The sequence below is a fragment of the Rubellimicrobium mesophilum DSM 19309 genome (assembly GCF_000600335.2).
Classification (GTDB): Bacteria; Pseudomonadota; Alphaproteobacteria; order Rhodobacterales; family Rhodobacteraceae; genus Rubellimicrobium; species Rubellimicrobium mesophilum.
This window is the reverse complement of sequence record NZ_KK088521.1, coordinates 110,950-130,950: the sequence shown is the minus strand read 5'-3', so window position 1 is coordinate 130,950 and position 20,001 is coordinate 110,950. Positions and strand designations below refer to the sequence as shown.

Annotated in this window: 19 protein-coding genes; 9 read left to right on the top strand and 10 right to left on the bottom strand. The window is 70.1% G+C overall.

Annotated elements, in window-relative coordinates:
• Positions 1–6: 6 nt before the first annotated feature.
• Positions 7–231, bottom strand: a complete 225-nt coding sequence (locus tag RUMESO_RS24780; RefSeq protein ID WP_156362569.1) for a Flp family type IVb pilin — start codon at positions 229–231, stop codon at positions 7–9.
• A gap of 16 nt (positions 232–247) precedes the next feature.
• Positions 248–460 (bottom strand): Flp family type IVb pilin, encoded by a 213-nt coding sequence (locus RUMESO_RS00600; RefSeq protein WP_037277201.1) that lies wholly within the window; start codon positions 458–460, stop codon positions 248–250.
• Between the two features lie 430 nt (positions 461–890).
• Between RUMESO_RS00600 and RUMESO_RS00595 the strand changes: the two genes are divergently transcribed.
• A complete protein-coding gene (locus RUMESO_RS00595; protein WP_037277200.1) occupies positions 891–1,658 on the top strand; it encodes an L-iditol 2-dehydrogenase in 768 nt (255 codons plus the stop codon).
• 2 nt (positions 1,659–1,660) lie between these two features.
• Positions 1,661–2,431, top strand: a complete 771-nt coding sequence (locus tag RUMESO_RS00590; protein WP_245639099.1) for an SDR family NAD(P)-dependent oxidoreductase — start codon at positions 1,661–1,663, stop codon at positions 2,429–2,431.
• A gap of 17 nt (positions 2,432–2,448) precedes the next feature.
• Here RUMESO_RS00590 and RUMESO_RS00585 read toward each other — a convergent pair whose 3' ends face one another.
• Positions 2,449–3,132, bottom strand: a complete 684-nt coding sequence (locus RUMESO_RS00585) for an endonuclease/exonuclease/phosphatase family protein (protein WP_051520878.1) — start codon at positions 3,130–3,132, stop codon at positions 2,449–2,451.
• A 38-nt stretch (positions 3,133–3,170) separates the two neighbouring features.
• Positions 3,171–4,625, bottom strand: coding sequence for a cardiolipin synthase (gene cls, locus RUMESO_RS00580; RefSeq protein WP_037277196.1), 1,455 nt, complete (start codon positions 4,623–4,625; stop codon positions 3,171–3,173).
• 168 nt (positions 4,626–4,793) lie between these two features.
• Here cls and RUMESO_RS00575 point away from each other — a divergent pair, with 168 nt between their 5' ends.
• Entirely contained in the window at positions 4,794–5,516 is a 723-nt protein-coding gene (locus tag RUMESO_RS00575) for a transporter substrate-binding domain-containing protein (RefSeq protein ID WP_037277194.1), read from the top strand.
• Between the two features lie 36 nt (positions 5,517–5,552).
• Here RUMESO_RS00575 and RUMESO_RS00570 read toward each other — a convergent pair whose 3' ends face one another.
• Positions 5,553–6,623 carry an NAD(P)/FAD-dependent oxidoreductase gene (locus RUMESO_RS00570; RefSeq protein ID WP_037277193.1) on the bottom strand — a complete coding sequence of 357 codons (1,071 nt, stop codon included), beginning with the start codon at positions 6,621–6,623 and terminating at the stop codon, positions 5,553–5,555.
• 131 nt (positions 6,624–6,754) lie between these two features.
• Between RUMESO_RS00570 and RUMESO_RS00565 the strand changes: the two genes are divergently transcribed.
• On the top strand, positions 6,755–7,636 hold the full coding sequence (locus RUMESO_RS00565) for an N-acetylmuramic acid 6-phosphate etherase (protein ID WP_037277192.1): 882 nt from the start codon (positions 6,755–6,757) through the stop codon (positions 7,634–7,636).
• 2 nt (positions 7,637–7,638) lie between these two features.
• Here the strand turns inward: RUMESO_RS00565 and RUMESO_RS00560 are convergent, their stop codons facing one another.
• The 3 genes from RUMESO_RS00560 to RUMESO_RS00550 all read right to left on the bottom strand — a co-directional run bounded on the left by RUMESO_RS00560 (position 7,639) and on the right by RUMESO_RS00550 (position 11,251).
• The gene (locus tag RUMESO_RS00560; protein WP_051520877.1) at positions 7,639–8,727 is read right to left on the bottom strand and encodes an endonuclease/exonuclease/phosphatase family protein; all 1,089 of its coding nucleotides are present in this window, start codon (positions 8,725–8,727) and stop codon (positions 7,639–7,641) included.
• A gap of 106 nt (positions 8,728–8,833) precedes the next feature.
• On the bottom strand, positions 8,834–10,327 hold the full coding sequence (locus RUMESO_RS00555; protein ID WP_037277190.1) for a catalase: 1,494 nt from the start codon (positions 10,325–10,327) through the stop codon (positions 8,834–8,836).
• Between the two features lie 78 nt (positions 10,328–10,405).
• Entirely contained in the window at positions 10,406–11,251 is an 846-nt protein-coding gene (locus RUMESO_RS00550) for a glucosamine kinase nucleotide-binding domain-containing protein (protein ID WP_037277188.1), read from the bottom strand.
• 411 nt (positions 11,252–11,662) lie between these two features.
• On the opposite strand from RUMESO_RS00550, the gene RUMESO_RS00545 reads away from it, so the two are divergent.
• From RUMESO_RS00545 to RUMESO_RS00525, 5 genes are read left to right on the top strand one after another with little or no spacing between them, the layout of a single operon-like run.
• Positions 11,663–12,931 (top strand): ABC transporter substrate-binding protein, encoded by a 1,269-nt coding sequence (locus RUMESO_RS00545; protein WP_037277186.1) that lies wholly within the window; start codon positions 11,663–11,665, stop codon positions 12,929–12,931.
• Between the two features lie 60 nt (positions 12,932–12,991).
• Positions 12,992–13,897 (top strand): carbohydrate ABC transporter permease, encoded by a 906-nt coding sequence (locus RUMESO_RS00540; RefSeq protein ID WP_037277183.1) that lies wholly within the window; start codon positions 12,992–12,994, stop codon positions 13,895–13,897.
• Positions 13,897–14,733 (top strand): carbohydrate ABC transporter permease, encoded by an 837-nt coding sequence (locus RUMESO_RS00535; protein ID WP_037277181.1) that lies wholly within the window; start codon positions 13,897–13,899, stop codon positions 14,731–14,733. The genes RUMESO_RS00540 and RUMESO_RS00535 overlap by 1 nt, the downstream gene beginning before the upstream one ends.
• Positions 14,730–15,755, top strand: coding sequence for a Gfo/Idh/MocA family protein (locus RUMESO_RS00530; RefSeq protein ID WP_211262740.1), 1,026 nt, complete (start codon positions 14,730–14,732; stop codon positions 15,753–15,755). The genes RUMESO_RS00535 and RUMESO_RS00530 overlap by 4 nt, the downstream gene beginning before the upstream one ends.
• Positions 15,755–16,753 carry an ABC transporter ATP-binding protein gene (locus RUMESO_RS00525; protein ID WP_037277179.1) on the top strand — a complete coding sequence of 333 codons (999 nt, stop codon included), beginning with the start codon at positions 15,755–15,757 and terminating at the stop codon, positions 16,751–16,753. Before RUMESO_RS00530 ends, RUMESO_RS00525 begins: the two co-directional genes overlap by 1 nt.
• Positions 16,754–17,021: 268 nt before the next feature.
• Here the strand turns inward: RUMESO_RS00525 and RUMESO_RS00520 are convergent, their stop codons facing one another.
• A complete protein-coding gene (locus tag RUMESO_RS00520) occupies positions 17,022–18,602 on the bottom strand; it encodes a CRTAC1 family protein (RefSeq protein ID WP_037277176.1) in 1,581 nt (526 codons plus the stop codon).
• Positions 18,599–19,900: a vanadium-dependent haloperoxidase gene (locus RUMESO_RS00515; RefSeq protein ID WP_037277174.1), complete on the bottom strand. Its 1,302-nt coding sequence runs from the start codon at positions 19,898–19,900 to the stop codon at positions 18,599–18,601. Before RUMESO_RS00515 ends, RUMESO_RS00520 begins: the two co-directional genes overlap by 4 nt.
• Between the last annotated feature and the right edge of the window lie 101 nt (positions 19,901–20,001).

The following is a 20,001-nucleotide window of genomic DNA, read 5'->3' as shown; positions in this document are numbered from 1 at the left end:
AGGACTTCAGGGCACGCAGCTCGGGTCCAGCGTGTCGCAGGCGGCGTTGATCTTGTCCTCGACCTTACCACCCAGGCCCATCAGGCCCGCCGCACCTACGGATACCGCCAAGAAAAGGGCGATGCCGTACTCGACGAGGGTCACACCTTTCTCGTCCTTGCCGAAGCGAACGGTAGTCCTGCGAAGCGACCCGGCCATCTTGACGCCTGTTCTCACAGTTGACTTGGACAAGTCGCTTTCTCCTTGCTCAGCAGCCGCCGGTGCCGGGCGTGGTGGCGTTGGTCGCGGTCAGCACGTTGCAAGCGCCGTCCATCTTGCCGTCGACCTTGCCGGCCAAGCCGAAGAGCGCCGAGGTGCCGAGCGTGACGGCCAGCACGAGGGCGATGCCGTACTCGACGAGGGTCACGCCCTTCTCGTCGCTGCGGAGGCGGGCGAAGGTCTTCACGAGCGCGTTGCGCATGAGGAATTTCCTTTGATTGAGAGGCCATGAGGCCGGTCTGGGACTTTGCAGGGCCGCTCCCAAGGAACCGGCCTGGGACAGAAATTAACGTCCCGTTAAGGGCCCCCGCCTCCGCCAAAAGGGTGTTGTTTCTCTCGCTCCGGTTGAATCTTCGGCGAGATTGAGGCGGAGACGTGGCGGTCGCGCCCCGACTCCGCCCCAAGCAGGCCCGACTTGGGGCAGCCGTGAGAATCGGGGGCGCGCCGGCTCGGGACGGTCGCGAACTCCTTCGGCTGGTCCCTTCGCCGCCGTGTCGCGGCGCGGACGCGTCGTTCGCCCCTTGATCCCGCCGCGCAGGACGGGCTTGGTGGCAAGCGACTCCGCCGGCCCGGCGCCACCGACCCAGGCTGCCGCCACGGACCGGCCATCGAACGACAAGCAAGGAGAGACCATGAAACTCCACGGCAAGCGCGCCCTCATCACCGGCGCCGCGCGCGGCATCGGCCTGGCCTTCGCCGAGGCCTACACGCGGGAGGGCGCCCGCGTCGCCATCGCCGACATCAACATCGACCGCGCGCGGCAGGCCGCCCAGGGCCTCGACGGCGGCATGGCGGTCGAGATGGACGTGACCCGGCAGGACAGCATAGAGGGGGCCGTGGCCGAGGTGGAGCGGGAGCTCGGCGGCATCGACATCCTCGTGAACAACGCCGCCCTCTTCGACGCCGCCCCCATCGTCGAGATCACGCGCGAGAGCTTCGACCGCCTCTTCGCCGTCAACGTCGCGGGCGTGTTCTTCACCACCCAGGCGGTCGCCAAAGGCATGATCGCGCGCGGGCAGGGCGGCAAGATCATCAACATGGCCTCGCAGGCCGGTCGTCGGGGCGAGGCGCTCGTCGCCGTCTACTGCGCCACCAAGGCGGCGGTGATCAGCTTCACCCAGTCGGCGGGGCTCGACCTCATCAAGCACCGGATCAACGTCAACGCCATCGCCCCCGGCGTGGTCGAGGGCGAGCACTGGGACGGCGTGGACGCGCTCTTTGCCCGCTACGAGAACCGCCCGCTGGGCGAGAAGAAGCGGATCGTGGGCGACTCCGTCCCCTATGGCCGCATGGGCACGGCCGAGGACCTCGTCCCGATGGCGATCTTCCTCGCCTCCTCGGATTCCGACTACGTGGTCTCCCAGACCTACGGGGTCGATGGCGGAAACTGGATGGCCTGACGATGGATCTCGGACTCAAGGACAAGGTGGCGGTCGTCACCGGCGGCAGCGTCGGCATCGGCCTCGGCGTCGCGCAGACCTTCGCGCGGGAGGGCGCGCACGTCCTCATCGCCGCCCGCGACGGCTCGCGCGCCGAGGAAGCGGCCCAGGCCATCGCGCGGGAGTTCGGCACCCGCGCCGTGGCCCAGGCCTGCGACGTGGCCACCGCCGAGGGCTGCGACGCGCTGATCGAGGCCGCGAAGCGCGAGTTCGGCGGCTGCGACATCCTCGTGAACAACGCCGGCACCGGCTCGAACGAGACGATCCTCAAGGCGCCCGACGAGAAGTGGCAGGCCTACTGGGACCTGCACGTCATGGCCGCCGTCCGCCTCGCGCGCGGGCTCGTGCCCTTGATGGCGCCGCGCGGGGGCGGCGCGATCCTCAACAACGCCTCGATCTGCGCCACGCAGCCGCTCTGGTACGAGCCCATCTACAACGTGACCAAGGCCGCGCTGCTGATGCTCTCCAAGACCATGTCGACCGAGTTCATCCCCATGAACATCCGCGTCAACACGGTGAACCCGGGACTCATCCTCACCCCCGACTGGGTCAAGACCGCCAAGCAGCTCACCGAGAACGGCGACTGGGAAGCCTATCTCCAGGGCGTCGCGAACGAGCACGCGCCCACAAGCGCTCGGCACGGTGGAGGAACGGCCGACTTCATGGTCTCCTCTGCTCGCCGCGCGCGTCCTATGCCGTCGGCGGGACCTACTTCTACGACGGCGGGATGCTGAAGAGCATCTGACCCCTCTCAGGGGGCCACCGTCATGTCCGCCCAGATGGGCAGGTGGTCCGAGGCGACGTGGGCGAGGGGGGTCGCATGGACCTTCGCCCGCGCCACCTGGACCTTGCCGCTCAGGATGATGTGGTCGAGCGCCACGAAGGGATGGGAGGCGTGGAAGCTCGGCCCCGGCGTCACCAGCTTCATGTCGCGGTGGAACGGGGCGAGGAGCCGGTCGGGCGCGCGCTCGTTGAGGTCCCCCGCCATCACGACCGGCATCCCGAGGTTCCTGGTGGCCTCGATGATCGCCGCGATCTGCCGATGGCGCGAGCCTCGGTTGAGCCCCAGATGCGCCGCGACGAGCGCGAAGGTGCCCTTGCCGTCCTCCCTGTGGATGCGGGCCAGGATGGCGCCCCGGGGCTCGAGCCCCGGCAGGTCGATCAGGTCCAGCACCTCGCCCTTGAGGCCCTTCTTCAGCAGCACCGCATTCCCGTGCCAGCCGAGCGACGGCCCCGGCCCCGGATCGAGATGCTCGAAGATCCCATGCGTCGCGATGAGCCCGAGCGGGATCGCCGCCGGCCTGGGCCCCAGCCGCTTGTCGGCCTCCTGGAGGACCGCCACGTCCGGCGCGATCTCGTCCAGCACCGCCAGGATGCGCTCGGGCTTGCGCTTCCAGTCGAGCCCGACCGCCTTGCGGATGTTGTAGCTCGCCACCCTGAGCCGCCACCCAGCCTCTCTCCTCGGGCGCGCCATCACAGCAGCGGCGACACGAGCCGCGCCAGCGAATCGCGGAAGCGGAGCAGGCGGGGGCCTGCGCGATAGGCATCCGGGTCGAAGACGCGGCAATGGGCCCGGTCGCGCTCGTAGGCCGCCTCCAGCTCCGCCGCGACGGCGGTGTCGTAGACCAGTGCGTTGAGCTCGTAGTTGATCGAGAAGGACCGGATGTCCCAGTTCCCCGATCCCACCGAGGCCACCCAGCCGTCGGTGACGACCGTCTTGGCGTGCAGGAACCCACCTTCGTAGAGCAGCACTTCGACACCCGCCGTCGCTATCTCGACAAGATAGGTCTGCGCCGCCCAATAGACGAGCCTCTGGTCCGGCCCGCCATCGGCGACCATGACCGACACGTCGATCCCCGACAGCGCCGCCGTCTTGAGCGCCTCGGCCAGCGAGGCGTCGAGGATGAAGTAGGGCGTCCGGACCCGGACCCTCTCGCGCGCGGCGGCGATCATCCCGAAATACTGCTGCCGCACCGCCCGCCACTCCGAGTCCGGCCCCGAGAGCACGAGCTGCACGGGCTGCCGGTCCTCCACCTCGCCCTCGGCGAGCGGCGGGAAGTGCTCCGGCCCCGACAGCTTCTCCCCTGTGGCGTTCTCCCAGTCGATCGTGAAGACCCGCTGGAGCGACCGAACCGCCATGCCGGTGATCCGCAGGTGCGTGTCGCGCCACTCCCGGTAATCCTGCCGCCCGTAGACCCTGGCCGGATCGAGGTGCTCCAGACCGATGTTCATGCCGCCGGTGTAGCCGATGCGCCCGTCGATCACCGCGATCTTGCGGTGGTTGCGATACGAGATCGTGTGCACGCGCCAGAGCGGGGAGGAGGGCCACATCTCGATGCCCCGGGCCCGCATCCGCCGGATGTAGATCGCCGTCTTGATCCCGAAGGAGCCCACGGGGTCGTAGATGATCCGCACCTTCACCCCCTGCGCGACCTTGGCCTCGAGGAGCGACATGAGCCGCATCCCGAGCGAGTCCGGCCGCCAGATGTAGTATTGCAGGTGGATCGTCCCGCGCGCGGCCTCGAGGTCCGCGAGCAGCCGGGGATACTTGGCGCTGGCATCCTCCAGCACCTCGACGTGGTTCGACGTGGTGACCAGCGCGCCGCAGGCCGCGTGGGCGAGGTTCGCCATCTGCCGCACCAGGGGCGGCCGGCTGGCGAAGCGCTCCATGGCCCGGTCGTGCTCGTCCTGCGCGGCGCCGCGCACCCCGTCGCGCTGGCGCCCCTCGTCCTGCCGCACGAGCTTGCGCGTCCGGCCCACGCCGCCCCGCATCCGCCCGAACAGGATGTAGATGACGAGGCCGCCCACCGGCAGCGTCAGGAACAGGAACAGCCAGGCGAAGGCGGACTGCGGCCGCCGGTTCTCGGACACGATGTAGGCGGCGGCGGCGACGAAGTAGATCGTGACGCCCAGCGTGAACAGCGACATTCTTGCCCTCGGCGGCGGTCCCGGCGCCGCACGCCCCCATGCTTCGCCAAGCGCCGCGCGCTCCGCAAGGCCCGACGGCGCGCGGCCGGGGAACGCCGCGTCGCCCCTTGAGTCCGCGCGCCGCCGCGCTACGCCTGCCGACGACGCCGACATCGGGAGACCCGCGCCATGAGAACCCTGACCCTTACCGCCGCCCTGGCCCTCGCCGCGACCGGCGCCCTCGCGCAGGACGTGGTCCGCATGGGAACCGAAGGCGCCTATCCGCCCTACAGCTACCTCAACGACCAGGGCGAGCTGGAAGGCTACGAGATCGACCTCGGCAACGAGCTCTGCACCCGCGCGGGCCTCACCTGCGAATGGGTGACGAACGATTGGGATTCGATCATCCCGAACCTCGTCTCCGGCAACTACGACACGATCATGGCCGGCATGAGCATCACGCCCGAGCGCGACGACGTGATCGACTTCACCCAGGACTACATCCCGCCCACGCCGTCGAGCTATGTCGGCCTCTCGCCCGACGTGGACGTGACCTCCGGCATCGTCGCCGCGCAGACCAACACCATCCAGGCCAGCCACGTCGCCGAGACGAGCGCCACGCTCCTCGAATTCGCCACGCAGGACGAAGCCGTCGCGGCCGTGCGGAACGGCGAGGCGGACGCGGCCTTCGGCGACACCGACTACCTCACCCCTATCGTCGAATCGTCGGGCGGGGAGCTCACCTTCATCGGCGATCCCGTCCCGCTCGGCGAGGGGATCGGTATCGGCGTCCGCGAGAGCGATGCCGAGCTCAAGGCCAAGCTCGACGAGGCCATCACGGCCATGAAGGAGGACGGCTCGCTGAACGAGCTGCTGGCGAAGTGGTTCGGGGACGCCGCGCCGAGCTACTGACGCCCGGGAAGGCGGGCCGCCGCGTCCCGCCCGCCTTCACGCCGCGCCCCGATCCAGCCCGAAGGACGCGATCAGCGGGTCGCGGCGCCCCATGAGGATCTCCTCGGCCACGAAGCGACCGATCGCCGGGGCCAGGGTGACGCCCGAATGGGTCACGGCCAGGTAGAGTCCCGGCCTCGCCTCCCCGACGATGGGCAGCCCGTCGCGCGGCATCGGCCGCTGCCCGATCACATGGCCGCCGAGCATGAGCCTCTCGCCGCCCTGGACCCCGGCCTGCACCGTCGCGAGGAGCCGCTCCGCCGTCGCCTGCGGGTCCGCGCCCGGATCGCTCCCCGCGTAGTGCCCCGAAGCCAGGAGCCGCCCATCCCGGAGCTGCCTCAGCTCCAGCCCCGGCCCGACGATCAGCCCGTTGAGGATCGGCTCCAGCGGCTCGGTCACGATGAGGAGCCCCGCCGACTCGTCCACCGGCACCTCGACGCCCGCCTGCGCGGCGAGTGCCGTCGTGCCCGCTCCGGCCGCCAGCACGATCCGGTCGGCCGTCAGCTCCGTCCCATCGGCGAGCCGCAGGCCGGCGACCCGGTCCCCCTTGGTCAGCGGCCGCTCGACCCCGTTCCCCACGAGAAGGTGCGCGCCTCGGCGCTCGGCGTCCGCCAGGATGGCCTGCGTGGCCTCCAGCGGCTCGATTGCGCCTTCGGCCGGCGAATAGGCCGCAAGGGCCGGCGGGTGGGTCAGGGCGGGCTCCAGCGCTGCCGCCTCCTCCCGCCCGACGAGGCGGATGTCGTAGCCCTGCGCCTGCCTCTCGGCCACGAAGCCGCGCAGCTCCTCCTCGGTCTCCAGGTCCCAGACGAGGCCGCCGCACCAGTTCACCCCCAGCCCCGGCACGATGCCGTCCATGCGGCGCCATTCCTCCATCGAGCGCATCCGCAGCCGGACGTAGTGGTCGGGGTGGCCCCAGCTCGCGTTGATCCAGGCCCAGGACCGGGGCGTGGCGACTCCCCCCGGCGCCCCCCGATCCACGACGGTGACCCGAGCCCCTCCGCGTGCGAGGTGCCAGGCGACGGCCGCGCCGATGATCCCCGCCCCGACCACGATCACGTTCCCAGACACGCGCCCGCTCCCAACCTGACCGATCCGACCTGGGTGATGCCCGTCCCTCGCGACGGCGGCAAGGGCAGGGGACTTGGACGACGGGCGCCGTCCCGCTACTTCGGCCAGAGACCCTCGCCCGGAGCCACGCCATGCCCGAAACCGTCGATCCCCGCTACCGCGACCTCGACGCCTGGACCACGCCCGAGGTCGCCCGCGCGATCTGGGAGGGCCAGCTCGCCGCCGCCGCGGCGGTCGGGCCGGCGCTCCCGGTGATCTCGCGCGCGGTGGACGCGGCGGCCGAGCGGTTGGCCCGGGGCTCCGGCCGGCTCCTCTACGCCGGCGCGGGCACCTCGGCCCGCATCGCCGTGCAGGACGGCACCGAGCTCGCGCCCACCTTCGACTGGCCCGAGGAGCGGACGGCCTTCCTCGTCGCGGGCGGCTCGGATGCCCTCATCCGTTCGGTCGAGGGCGCGGAGGACGACGCCGACGACGCCCGTCGGCAGGTCGCGGAGGCAGGGCTGGGCGCGGACGACGTGCTGATCGGGCTCGCCGCCAGCGGGCGGACCCCGTTCACCCTGGCCGCCCTCGAATCGGCCCGCGCGGCGGGCGCCTACACGATCGGCGTCTCCAACAGCGCCAGCGCCGCGCTGCTCACCACCTGCGACGCCCCCATCCTCGTGGACACGGGCGCCGAGGTCGTGGCCGGCTCCACGCGAATGAAGGCCGGGACGGCGCAGAAGGTCGTGCTCAACATGATCTCCACGGCCCTGATGATCCGCCTGGGCCGGGTCTATCGCGGCCTCATGGTGGACATGCGCCCCCTGAACGACAAGCTCAGGGCCCGCGCCGTGGACATGGTCGCCCGCCTCGCCGCCTGCCCGCCCGACGCCGCCCTCGCCGCCCTCGACACCGCCGGGTGGAACATCAAGAGGGCCGTCCTGATCGCGGGCGGCACCTCGCCCGAGGACGCCACGCAGCGCCTGGCGGCCTCGGGCGGCAACCTTCGGACAGCGCTCGGCGAATCCGCCTGATCTCAGCCCGTCGCCTTGGCGCGGGCGGGGGCGGGGCGCTCGACCGTCACGCGATACTCCTCGACCCGCGCGTCGATCTCCTCCCGCTCCTCCGGCGTCATGGGCACGGGCTGGACGTTCAGTCGCTGCGCCTCCTCCGGGTCGATGCGGATGCAGGCGATCACCGGGAAGTGGTCCGACCCCACCTTGGGCCCGAGCCGGAAGTCCACCACGGCGACGTCCTCGGTCACGAAGAGCTGGTCGATGGGGCAGCGGATCAGGGGGTTGGTGGCGCTGAAGCTCGCATAGAGCCCCCGCCCGCGCCGGGGGTCCAGGTAGCGCCCGTAATGCTTGAAGAGCCGCGAGGAATGCGACCAGGCCGCGTCGTTGAAGTCGCCCATCGTGACCAGGGGCACGTCCGTACGCCGCGCGAACCGCGCCGCATAGAGGATCTGCGCGTCCCGTTCCTCCGTGTCCACGCTGGGCACCGGCGGCTGTGGATGCAGCCCCACGAAATGGAAGAGCCGCCCCGACGGCGTCCTGAGCGCCGCGAAGACCGAGGGCGTCTCATCCGGCGTCAGGTAGACGACCTCGGCCCGCACGACCTCGAGGCGCGTCGCGAAGATCAGGCCATAGTAGTCGTCCTTGGGCAGCCGCAGCACCGTCGGATACCGCTCCAGCGCCGGCCGCACCCCCTCCAGCCATGTCCGGTCCGTTTCCATCAGCAGGACCACGTCCGGGTCCGCCTCCCGGATCAGGTCGCGCACGAGGTCGTGCCGCCCGTTCTCCATCAGCACGTTGGACGCGAGCAGCGTCACCTCGTGCCCGTCCCCGCGCGCCGCCGCGAACCGCATCTCCCGGCGCGCGAGCGGCGTGAAGGGCCGGATGCGCCAGAGCTGCAGCCCCAGCCCCGCGACCGTCGGCACCAGCACCGCCCAGAGCGGCCAGCCCCCAAGGAACCCGAAGGCCAGCCCGGCGGCGACCGCCTGCCCGATGGCGATCTGGACCCGGGGAAAGTCCCACATCCGCACCCACCAATGGTGGGTCCCCGACAGCGGCAGCACGGTGACGCCCGCCAGCAGGACCGCGAGGACGCAGATGAGAAGGACCATGCGCCAAACTTAACCGGATGGCTTCGCTTGAAAAGGCCCGGTCTCCAACGGAAACGGCCTCGGCGAGATTGGCTCGCCGGGGCCGTCCCTCAACCGGGCCTCGGCCTCACTCGGCCGCTTCGCTGCTCACCGAGCGTCCGAGCCCCTCGGCCACGCGCCGCCCGTAGTCGGCGTCCGCCAGCGTGAAGTGCCGGATCATCCTGTCCTGGATCACCGGCGCGCACTCGCCCAGCGCCCCCACGAGGTTCGAGATCAGCTCCTCCCGCTCCTCGTCCGAGTAGCTCCGGTAGCGCACCCCTGCCTGCGCGAAGTCGTTGGTCCGCTCGATGCGCTGGCGTCCGATCGCGCCCGCCCAGTAGGTGCGCGGCGGCGGCCCCAGCCTCTCCTGCTCCCGCAAGCCGTCGAAGTTCGACGGCTCGTAGTTCACGTGCGGGTTCGCGCCCTGCTCGGCGCCGTCGACGTGGTAGCTCATCTGCCCGCCGCGCTGGTTGGTGGCGTAGGGGCACCTGGGCGCGTTGATCGGCAGTTGCAGGTAGTTGGGCCCGACCCGATACCGCTGCGTGTCGGAATAGGCGAAGGTCCGGCCCTGGAGCATCTTGTCCTCCGAGAAGTCGATCCCGTCCACCAGCACCCCCGTCCCGAAGGCCGCCTGCTCCACCTCGTTGTGGTAGTCCGAGGGGTTCCGGTTGAGCTGGATGTGCCCGACGTGCCGCAGCGGGAACTGGTCCTCGGGCCAGAGCTTCGTCACGTCCAGCGGGTCCCAGTCGAGCTCGGGGTGCTCGTTGTCGTCCATGATCTGGATGAACATGTCCCATTCCGGGAACTCGCCCCGCGCGATGGCGTCGTAGAGGTCCCCCGTCGCGTGGCTGTGGTCCTTGGCCTGGATCGCCTGGGCCTCGGCCTGCGTCAGGTTCCGTACCCCCTGGCGCGGCTGGAAGTGGAACTTGCAGAGGACGGTCCTGCCCTCGGGGTCCACCAGCTTGTAGGTGTTCACCCCCGAGCCCTGCATCTCGCGGTAGTTGGCCGGGATGCCCCACGGCGAGAAGACCCAGGTCACCATGTGCGTGGCCTCGGGCGTCATCGACACGAAGTCGAAGAACCGCTCGTTGCTCTGGCGGTTGGTGATGGGGTCGGGCTTGAAGGCGTGAATCATGTCCGGGAACTTGAGGGGGTCGCGGATGAAGAACACCTTGAGGTTGTTCCCCACGAGGTCCCAGTTGCCCGTCTCGGTGTAGAACTTGATGGCGAAGCCGCGCGGGTCGCGCAGCGTCTCGGGCGAATGCCCGCCGTTGATGACGGTGGAGAAGCGCAGGAAGATCGGCGTCTGCGTTCCCGCCCGGAACACCTTGGCGCGGCTGTACTTCTCGATGGGCTCATCGCCCATCATGCCGGTCGGGAAGAAGGTCCCGTGCGCGGCGGCCCCGCGCGCGTGGACCACCCGTTCGGGGATGCGCTCCCGGTCGAAGTGGCTCATCTTCTCGAGGTAGTGGTAGTCCTCGAGCACCAGGGGCCCGCGAGAGCCGACGCTGCGCGTGTTCTGGTTGTCGTAGACCGGATGGCCCTGACGGGTCGTCAGCCCGACCTTCTTGTCCTCAGCCATGGGAAGGCTCCTTTCGCGATGGGCGCCGGCGGGCGACGGACGGGTTGGCCCAGGAGGTTAGCAGAGACGCCACCGCCCTCAAGGCCCGGCCCCCTCGTAAGCGAGCCACAGCGCGCCGTCGAGCGCCGATCCCCGGGGCGGCCGCAAGGTCCAGCGCCCCGCGAGCCGCTCCGCGTAGGCGGGCCCGAGGCCGCCCAGCAGCACGACGGGCAGCCCCTCGCCGGCCTGGAGCAGGTCCACCGCCTCCGCCACGTCGGCCGTCGCGCGTCCCATGATCGCCAGCGCCGCGGGGTCCGAGGATTCCATGACCCTCGGCGCGAAGCGGGCGAAGCCCACCGGCTTCGCGCCGAGCGAGAAGGTCACGACCCCCTCGGGGCCGCCATGCTCGGCGACGACCTCCCGCAGCAGCGCCGTCATCGGGACGAACCCGTCCACCGCCCGCAGCGCCCGCGACAGCAGCGCCCGTCCGATCCAGGCGCCGCTCCCCTCGTCCCCCAGCACGAGGCCCCAGCCGCCGATCTGCCGCACGCGCCCGCCGCGCTGGATGCCGAACACGGAGCCCGTCCCGAGCGCCGCGACGATCCCATCCTCGTCCGCGAGAGCCCCCTTCACCGCCGCCACGGCATCCGTCTCTATGCGCACCGAGGCGAAGGGCAGGGCGGCCCGAAGCCGTTCGACCGTTCCGCTCGCATTCGCGCCGGCCAGCCCGAGCCCCGCCCGCAGCCTCGGCAGCTCCCCCTCCGTCAGCCCCGCGTCCGCCAGCGCCGCCCGCGCGGCCGTCAGGATGCTCCGAAGCGCTCCCTCCGGGTCCGAGGCGATGTTCGCGGGCCCCGCCATGCCACGTCCCAGCACCCTCCGGTCCTCGCCCGCCAGAGCCGCGCGGCAACCGGTGCCGCCGCCGTCGATTCCCAGATGGAATGTCATCGCGGTCCCCCCGTGCCGCTTCTGGCGCAAGGGAAAGGTCGCCGCTAGGCCGAAACGCGGCGGAGACAAGCCTTTACAGATTTCCCGGTTCGGTCATTCTCCCCCGCACAGGGAGACAAGAACCAAGATGGCCCGGCGACCCAGAGAAGCGCGTCATCCGAGTTTCGAAGCGCGACACGACCGCCCCAGGGAAACGCCTCGGTCGTGGCTCGGCGACGTGCGACCGGATCCATCCTGGCCTGGGACCACTCCCCTCCGGCGGGACGATCCGCCCAACCCGGGCGCCTTTCCGAATCCCGCTCGGGCGCGGAGGCCACATCCAAGCGGATTCTCCGACCCCCACGCAACGCACGGTCCGCTTACGATCCGTAAACCTTCTTCGGCGACAACAGGACGACAAGGGAGACAACCATGAAGAAACCGATCATCGCCGCCATCCTCGCCACGACCGCGCTCGCCGGACCCGCTCTCGCGCAGGATCCGGTCACGCTGACCATCGAGTCGTGGCGCAACGACGACCTCGGCATCTGGAACGACACCATCATCCCCGCCTTCGAGGCGAGCCACCCGAACATCCACGTCGAGTTCGCGCCGACCGCCCCGGCCGAATACAACGCCGCGCTGAACGCCAAGCTCGACGCGGGGTCCGCCGGCGACCTCATCACCTGCCGTCCCTTCGACGCCTCGCTCGAGCTCTACAACAAGGGGCAGCTCGCCGACCTCACCGACCTCGCCGCGATGGCCAACTTCTCGGACGTGGCCAAGTCCGCCTGGCAGACCGACGACGGGGCGCACACCTTCTGCGTCCCGATGGCCTCGGTGATCCACGGCTTCATCTACAACAAGACCGCCTTCGACGAGCTCGGCCTGCAGGAGCCCACCACGGTGGACGAGTTCTTCGCCGTCCTCGACAAGATCAAGGAGGACGGGACCTACATCCCCATGGCCATGGGCACCAACGACCAGTGGGAAGCGGCGACCATGGGCTACCAGAACATCGGGCCCAACTACTGGCACGGCGAGGAGGGCCGGAAGGCCCTGATCGCCGGCACCCAGAAGCTCACCGACGAGGACTGGGTCGCCCCCTTCGAGCAGCTGGCCCGCTGGAAGGACTACCTGGGCGACGGCTTCGAGGCGCAGACCTACCCCGACAGCCAGAACCTCTTCACCCTCGGCCGCGCCGCGATCTACCCGACGGGCTCGTGGGAGATCGGGGTCTTCCGCCCGCAGATCGGCGACGCCTTCGAGATGGGCGCCTTCCCGCCCCCGGTCCAGAACGCCGGCGACACCTGCTACATCTCGGACCACACCGACATCGGCATCGGCATGAACGCCGCGACCGCGCACCCGGAGGAGGCGAAGGAATTCCTCGAATGGGTGGGCAGCCCCGAGTTCGCCCAGCTCTACGGCAACGCGCTCCCCGGCTTCTTCCCGCTGTCGAACGCGCAGGTGACGCTCGACGACCCCCTCGCGCAGGAGTTCATCTCCTGGCGCGACCAGTGCGAGAGCACGATCCGCTCGACCTACCAGATCCTGTCGCGCGGCACGCCGAACCTCGAGAACGAGACCTGGAACGCCTCCGCCAACGTGATCCGGGGCACCGAGACGCCCGCCGACGCGGCGGCCCGCCTCCAGCAGGGCCTCGAATCCTGGTACAAGCCCGGCGAAGCCGCCCAGTGACCTGAACTTTCCGGCCCCGGGAGCCTCCCCGGGGCCGCACCACCCAGCGAAAGGACGATCATGGCGGCCCGACGGGCGACAAGGTGGCACATCGCGGTGTTCCTCGCGCCGGCCGTGCTCGTCTACACCGCCGTGATGATCCTGCCCCTCTTCGGGACCCTGAACCTTTCCCTCTATCGGGCGGAGGGCTTCGTCGGCCTCGCCAATTTTCGCACCCTCTTCGGCGACCCCCACTGGTCCGAGCAGTTCTGGAACGCGCTCCGCAACAACGTGTGGTTCTTCATCATCCACATGCTGGTCCAGAACCCCATCGGCATCCTCCTGGCCGCGCTCCTTTCCAGCCCGCGCCTCCGCCTCGCGGCCTTCTACCGCACCGCCATCTTCATCCCTACGATCCTGAGCTTCGTGATCGTCGGCTTCGTCTGGAAGCTGATCCTGTCCCCGATCTGGGGCATCGCCCCCTCCATGCTCCAGGCGGTCGGCCTCAAGTTCCTCTTCCAACCCTTCCTCGGGCAGGAGGAGACGGCGCTCACGACCCTCGCCCTCATCTCCGTCTGGCAGTTCGTCGGCATCCCCATGATGCTCATCTATGCCGCGCTCCTCTCCATCCCCGACGAGGTTCTCGAGGCCGCCGAGATGGACGGCATCACCGGCTGGTCGCGCTTCTGGAAGGTGCAGCTTCCGCTCATCCTGCCCGCCATCGGGATCATCTCGATCCTGACCTTCGTCGGCAACTTCAACGCCTTCGACCTGATCTACGTGGCGCAGGGCGCGCTCGCCGGCCCGAACTTCGCGACCGACATCCTGGGAACGTTCCTCTACCGCACCTTCTTCGGCTTCCAGCTCCAGCTCGGCGACCCGAACATGGGCGCGGCCATCGCCACGGCGATGTTCCTCATCATTCTGGCCGGTGTCTGCGTCTACCTCTTCGCGATCCAGACGCGGCTCCGCCGCTACCAGTTCTGATGGCGGCCCGCTCCCACCCCGGGCGCACCTTCGCGGCCCATGCGATCCTGATCGCCTACACGCTGATCGCACTCTTCCCGGTCTGGGTGATCGTCATCAACAGCGTGAAGTCCCGCCGCGCGATCTTCGGCGCGCCGCTGGCCGTTCCCACGCCCGAGACCTGGGACCTCGTGGGCTATACCACCGTCCTCGAGAACGGCGACTTCTTCGGCTACTTCCAGAACTCGCTGATCGTCACCGTCGCCTCGATCTTCTTCGTCCTCCTCTTCGGGGCGATGGCCGCCTTCGCGCTGTCGGAATACCGCTTCCGGGGCAACACGCTGACGGGCCTCTACCTCGCCCTCGGCATCATGATCCCGATCCGCCTCGGCACCGTGGCGATCCTGCAGGGCATGGTCGCCGCCGGCCTCGTGAACACCCTGACGGCGCTGATCCTCGTCTACACCGCCCAGGGCCTGCCTCTCGCCGTCTTCATCCTGTCGGAGTTCATGCGGAACGTCTCGGACGACCTCAAGAACGCGGGGAGGATGGACGGCCTCTCCGAATACGCGATCTTCTTCCGCCTCGTTCTGCCGCTCGTCCGGCCCGCGATGGCGACCGTCGCGGTCTTCACCATGATCCCGATCTGGAACGACCTCTGGTTCCCGCTGATCCTCGCGCCCTCCGAGGCGACCAAGACGATCACGCTGGGCTCGCAGGTCTTCATCGGCCAGTTCGTGACCAACTGGAACGCGGTGCTGGCTGCGCTGTCGCTCGCCATCGTGCCCGTCCTGATCCTCTATCTCATCTTCTCGCGGCAGCTCATCCGCGGGATCACCGCAGGAGCCGTGAAATGACCATCCGAGTCCTCGTCGCGGGACTGGGCAACATGGGCCGCAGCCACGCGCTCGCCTACGCCACCAACCCCGACTTCGAGATCGTGGGCCTCGTCAACCGCTCCCACGTCGACCTCCCGCCCGAGCTCGCGGGCCACGCCATCGCGCCCGACTTCCACGAGGCGCTCCACCGTCTCAAGCCCGACCTCGCCTGCATCGCTACCTACTCCGACACCCATGCCGATTACGCCGTCGCGGCGATGGAGGCCGGCGCCCACGTCTTCGTCGAGAAGCCCCTCGCCACCACCGTCATCGACGCCCGGCGCGTGGCTGACGCCGCGCAACGCACCGGCCGAAAGGTCGTCGTCGGCTACATCCTCCGCCACCACCCGAGCTGGATCCGCCTCATCGAGGAATCCCGCGCCTTGGGCGGCCCCTACGTCTTCCGCCTCAACCTCAACCAGCAGAGCAGCGGCCCGACCTGGGAGGTCCACAAGCGCCTGATGGAGACGACCTCGCCCATCGTGGATTGCGGCGTCCACTACGTCGACGTGATGTGCCAGATCACCGACGCCGCGCCGACCGAGGTGCGCGGCATGGGCCTCCGCCTCTCCGAGGAGGTCGCGCCCACGATGTACAACTACGGCCACTTCCAGGTGCTCTTCGCCGACGGCTCCTGCGGCTGGTACGAGGCCGGCTGGGGCCCGATGATGTCCGACACCGCCTTCTTCGTGAAGGACGTGGTCAGCCCACGCGGCGCGGTCTCCATCCGTATGCCCGAGAGCGCCCGGTCGGACGACATCGACACCCACACCAAGACCTCGCTTCTCCGCGTCCACCGGGTCGGCCAGCCAGACGAGGACCTGTCCATGGCCGACGAGCCCGGCCACCAGGACCTCTGCAACCGCGAGCAGGCCTTCGTCGCCCGCGCGATCAGGGAGGACCTCGACCTCTCCCGCCACCTCCAGGACGCCGTCCGCTCCCTCGCCGTCTGCCTCGCGGCCGACGAGAGCGTGCGGACCGGCCAGCCGGTGAGGCTCTGATGGGCGCGCTCCAGCTCCAGGGCCTCCGCAAGAGCTTCGGCAAGACCGAGATCATCAAGGGCGTGGACCTGTCCGTCCAAGACGGCGAGTTCGTCGTCTTCGTCGGCCCCTCCGGCTGCGGAAAGTCCACGCTCCTCCGCATGATAGCGGGCCTCGAGGACGTGACCACCGGCACCGTGGTCCTCGACGGCGAGGACGTGACCAACGTCGCCCCCGCCCGGCGCGGCATCGCCATGGTCTTCCAGACCTACGCGCTCTATCCGCACCTCACGGTCCGCGACAACATGGGGTTGGCCTTGAAGCAGGCCGGCACCCCCCGGGCCGAGATCGCCCGCGACGTGGACCGCGCCTCCACCATGCTCGCCCTCGACCCCTACCTCGACCGCCGCCCCGCCGAGCTCTCGGGCGGCCAGCGCCAGCGCGTCGCCATCGGCCGCGCCATCGTGCGGACGCCCAAGCTCTTCGTCTTCGACGAGCCGCTCTCGAACCTCGACGCCGCCCTCCGGGTCGCCACCCGCATCGAGATCGCCCGCCTCCACCGCGAGTTGGGCGCCACGATGATCTACGTCACCCACGATCAGGTCGAGGCGATGACCCTGGCCGACCGCATCGTCGTCCTCCGCGCCGGCGAGGTGGAGCAAGTGGGCGCGCCGATGGAGCTCTACAACGATCCCGACAACACCTTCGTCGCAGGCTTCATCGGCAGCCCCAAGATGAACTTCCTCAAGGGCGCCGCGCTCGGCGACCGCGCCGACACCGTCGGCATCCGGCCCGAGCATCTCGCCATCTCCCGCGAAGGTGGCACGATCCCGGGCACCGTCAGCCATGTCGAGAAGCTCGGCGGCGAGACCCTCGTCTATGTCCGCACCGAGCCGCACGGCCTCCTCACCGTCCGCCTTTTCGGAGAGCACGACTTCGCGGTCGACGAGAGTGTCGGCCTCACCCCGGATGCGACGCGGGTCTTCCGATTCGACGCCTCGGGACGACGGCTGCGCTGAATCGGCGTCTGGCGGGAACGGATGGTCGTAGGGCGGGCTTCAGCCCGCCACGCTTCGCAGGCTGCGTGTGCGCTGCTGGCCGAGGTCGCTGGCGGGCTGATGCCCGTCCTACGGGTCTCCCGCCACGACGTTCCATGCCGGTCTTAACCGTTCCTTAATCCTTCTCTGCCATGTTGAACCCGTCCCCGGGTCGCCGCCCGGCGGGGTAGGGGGAGTTGCGCCTTCCGCCCAGGCCTCGCGTCGCCGGAACACGAACCGAAATGCCGTCCTAGCCGGGGGACCACGCCCGCGCGGCGGCATCCGGGCTCAGGACATAGAACCCATCGGCTCGAACGGTCTCCCACTCGCCCGCCTCGCCATGCGGCCAGACGACCCGGACCTCCGCCTCCTCGGCGGCGCCCAGCCCCATGTGCCACCAGCCCATGGAGCCGCCCGCCTGCCCGCCGCCCACCGTGACCTCGCGCGAATGGACCCCGTCCGCCAGCCGCACCTCGATCCAGGCGCCCACGCCGTCGCGGTTCGGCCCCGGTTGCTCCAGCCGCAGTTCCAGCCAGTGCCCGGCCCCCTCCGTCGCGTTGCGCCAGAGCTGCGCGTTCGCTCGCCGGTTCGTCACCACGAGGTCCGGCAGCCCGTCCAGATTCAGGTCCGCGAGCGTCCCCCCGCGCGAGACCGCCATGCTCGCGATTCCCGCCTCCAGTCCCGCCTCCCGAAAGGTCCCGTCGTCGCAAAGCAGGAGAAGGTTGTTCGGGTCCTGCGCCGCGAAGTCCGGCATCTCGTCCACGTTGCCCTTGGCGATGAAGAGGTCCGGCCGCGTGTCGTTGTTCACGTCCGCGAACTCCACGTGCCAGCCGGTCGAGGGGCGCACGTCGCCCCCCGTGTAAGGCCTCTGGGCGATGGCCCCCTTCGGAAAGGCCACGTCGCTGTAATCCGGTCGCGGCGCGGCGCCGTCCCCGGGCGCCCGCATGAGCGTCTGGAGCTTGTTGTCCATCATGCTGCTCAACGCGTATTCGGGGTATCCGTCGCCATCGAGGTCCCGCGAGGCGATCCCCATCCCCCAGATACGGAGGTACTTCCACCCCTCCGCCTCGGTGTAGAGGCTCGGCACCGCGCCCGGAGGCACCCGCCACATCTGCTCCTGCCCGCCTTTGTAGTACTCCCGGTCGTTGGCGATCCGCAGGGCCGGCGTCCCCGAGCGGTCCCAGTCGGAGAACAGCATGGACAGCGCGCAGTAGCTCGGCCGAAGGGGCAAGGGGCCCCCGAACCGCCGTCCCTCGGGCCGGAACAGCAGGTTGTCCGTGCAGGTCCCCCAGGGAAAGAACTCCTCCTTGGGGTCGATGTAGGTGCCGAGCGCCAGCGTCGGCCACTCCGCGCCGTCCTCCCAGGTCGCCGAGAAGGCCGAGGTCCAGGCGTCCGGCGCCCGGAACCCCCAGCTCTCGTCCGCGCGCTCGAAGCGGCACGCGCCGAGGCCGCGCATCAGCACGCTCTCGCCCTGCCGAAGGAGCATCAGGTCCTGCACCCCGTCCCCATCCACGTCGAGCGGATAGGTCCCGGTCACGCCGTCCATCTCGATGCCGCTCTCGACCTTCTCGAACCGCAGCGGCCCGCCCTGCGCCGACAGGTTCCGCCAGAGCGAGGCCGCCGACTCCCCGCCCGCGAAGGCAAGGTCAGGGAACCCGTCGCCCGAGCAGTCGAAGGCCGCGACGCCGCCGCCCACCATGTATTCCCAGCCACCATCGTAGGAGCTGGCGACGCCGGACGCCTCGGTCTCCTCCACGAAGCTCGGGACCAGCGGCTCCTCCGCTTGGGCGGCGGTCGCCAGCAGGCTCGCGATCAGGGCCAGCCGGTTCATGGGCGCGTCCTCAGCGCCACGGCATAGGCACCCACGCACCGCCCCTGCGCGAGCCCCTGCTCGATGGCCGATCGGAAGTGAATGCCCCCGTAGAGCCGCGACATCGCCGCCTCCTCGGCCGCCGCCTCGAAGCTCGGGAAGCTCCGCGCCGGCAGGCCATCGTCCTCGTGCGAGGCATCGGTGAAGGCGAAGTCCTCTCCGAACATCGCGGTCAGCACCACCGCCGCCGCCGCCGACTGCGTGCTGTGGCCTGAGGGGTATTCGGGAAAGGGCGGCGTGATGAGCAGGGGCTCGAAGGTCGGGTCGAGCTGCGCCTTGATGACCGTCACCGGCCGGACGTAGTTGTAGACGAACTTCTCGTGCCAGCAGCCGATGAAGGCGTCGGCCATGGCGACCGAGAGCCTGGCCAGCACCTCCACCCGCCGCTCCGCGTCCGCATCCTGCGCGTCGAGCACCTGCTCGGCGATGGCGATCCAGTGGCCGGGCGGCGTCGAGGTCAGCATCGGGTCATCCGACCAGAACCGCGCGATGGCGCGCTGCTCGTCCGTGAGGCCGCGCCGGGCGTCCAGCACCTCCTCGGCCTCGGCCATGAAGGCGGAGCCGGGCTCCGTGCTGTAGGCGGGCGGCGGGGGCAGGGGACAGGCGGCCCCGTCCGGCATGGCGAAGGTCCGATTGCCGCCCCACCGAGGCAGGAGCGGAAGCTGCTGCTGCACGATCCGGCTGGTCGGCACCCAGAGCCCGTCCCCCTTGGGCAGGTCCCAGGCGAGCGGGAAGCCCATGTTCTCCACCACCGCCCCCCCGTCGCCCTCGGCCCAGGCGAGGACATGACGCGCGACCGCCTCCCCCTGAGCCCGGCTGCGCTCCTCGACCTCCGGTGGCACTCCGTCCGCGACCCCGTCCGCCAGCCGCTCGGCCATGCGGGTCAGCGCCCTCTGCCCGGTCGGTCCGGTGTGGGAGTAGAGATCGGCCATCGCCGTCGAAAGCGCCGCCTGCAGCACCACGCCCTCGTCGTAGGTCGCGCCAGCCTCGCGCGGCGGGAGCGGCTCGAGGCCGTCGAGCTGCCCCGCCAGGGAAACGAGGTCCCCGGACCCTCCCGCGACCGCCTCGTAGGCCGCGACATAGAGATAGGCGAAGGCCCGGCTCGCAACGGGCGGCGAGGTCGTCGGAGTGTGCCGCGTCAGCTCCAGGGCGAGCCGGGTATCGAGCTGGAGCACCTCCTCCGGCGAAGGCCGCGCCTCGGCCGCCGACGCCAGCGCCAGTGCCGCCGCGACGGCGGCCACGCCCCTCATGAACCCCATGAACCCGTTCCTCCCCGGCGCCAATTAAGCCGTGCGGGCGCGTGCGGGGCAAGAGACCTGCGGCTCTGGCCGGGCGCGCGGGACTCCTCTATCCCTGTCCC

Bases quoted from the DNA above. Each gene is read 5' to 3' on its own strand.
- RUMESO_RS00565 (WP_037277192.1), top strand. From the start codon at position 6,755: ATGCCCGAAACCGTCGATCCCCGCTACCGCGACCTCGACGCCTGGACC.
- RUMESO_RS00540 (WP_037277183.1), top strand. From the start codon at position 12,992: ATGGCGGCCCGACGGGCGACAAGGTGGCACATCGCGGTGTTCCTCGCG.
- RUMESO_RS00535 (WP_037277181.1), top strand. From the start codon at position 13,897: ATGGCGGCCCGCTCCCACCCCGGGCGCACCTTCGCGGCCCATGCGATC.
- RUMESO_RS00590 (WP_245639099.1), top strand. From the start codon at position 1,661: ATGGATCTCGGACTCAAGGACAAGGTGGCGGTCGTCACCGGCGGCAGC.
- RUMESO_RS00515 (WP_037277174.1), bottom strand. From the start codon at position 19,900: ATGGGGTTCATGAGGGGCGTGGCCGCCGTCGCGGCGGCACTGGCGCTG.
- cls (WP_037277196.1), bottom strand. From the start codon at position 4,625: ATGTCGCTGTTCACGCTGGGCGTCACGATCTACTTCGTCGCCGCCGCC.
- RUMESO_RS00560 (WP_051520877.1), bottom strand. From the start codon at position 8,727: ATGGTCCTTCTCATCTGCGTCCTCGCGGTCCTGCTGGCGGGCGTCACC.
- RUMESO_RS00550 (WP_037277188.1), bottom strand. From the start codon at position 11,251: ATGACATTCCATCTGGGAATCGACGGCGGCGGCACCGGTTGCCGCGCG.
- RUMESO_RS00575 (WP_037277194.1), top strand. From the start codon at position 4,794: ATGAGAACCCTGACCCTTACCGCCGCCCTGGCCCTCGCCGCGACCGGC.
- RUMESO_RS00545 (WP_037277186.1), top strand. From the start codon at position 11,663: ATGAAGAAACCGATCATCGCCGCCATCCTCGCCACGACCGCGCTCGCC.
- RUMESO_RS00520 (WP_037277176.1), bottom strand. From the start codon at position 18,602: ATGAACCGGCTGGCCCTGATCGCGAGCCTGCTGGCGACCGCCGCCCAA.
- RUMESO_RS00600 (WP_037277201.1), bottom strand. From the start codon at position 460: ATGCGCAACGCGCTCGTGAAGACCTTCGCCCGCCTCCGCAGCGACGAG.
- RUMESO_RS00530 (WP_211262740.1), top strand. From the start codon at position 14,730: ATGACCATCCGAGTCCTCGTCGCGGGACTGGGCAACATGGGCCGCAGC.
- RUMESO_RS00595 (WP_037277200.1), top strand. From the start codon at position 891: ATGAAACTCCACGGCAAGCGCGCCCTCATCACCGGCGCCGCGCGCGGC.
- RUMESO_RS00525 (WP_037277179.1), top strand. From the start codon at position 15,755: ATGGGCGCGCTCCAGCTCCAGGGCCTCCGCAAGAGCTTCGGCAAGACC.
- RUMESO_RS00555 (WP_037277190.1), bottom strand. From the start codon at position 10,327: ATGGCTGAGGACAAGAAGGTCGGGCTGACGACCCGTCAGGGCCATCCG.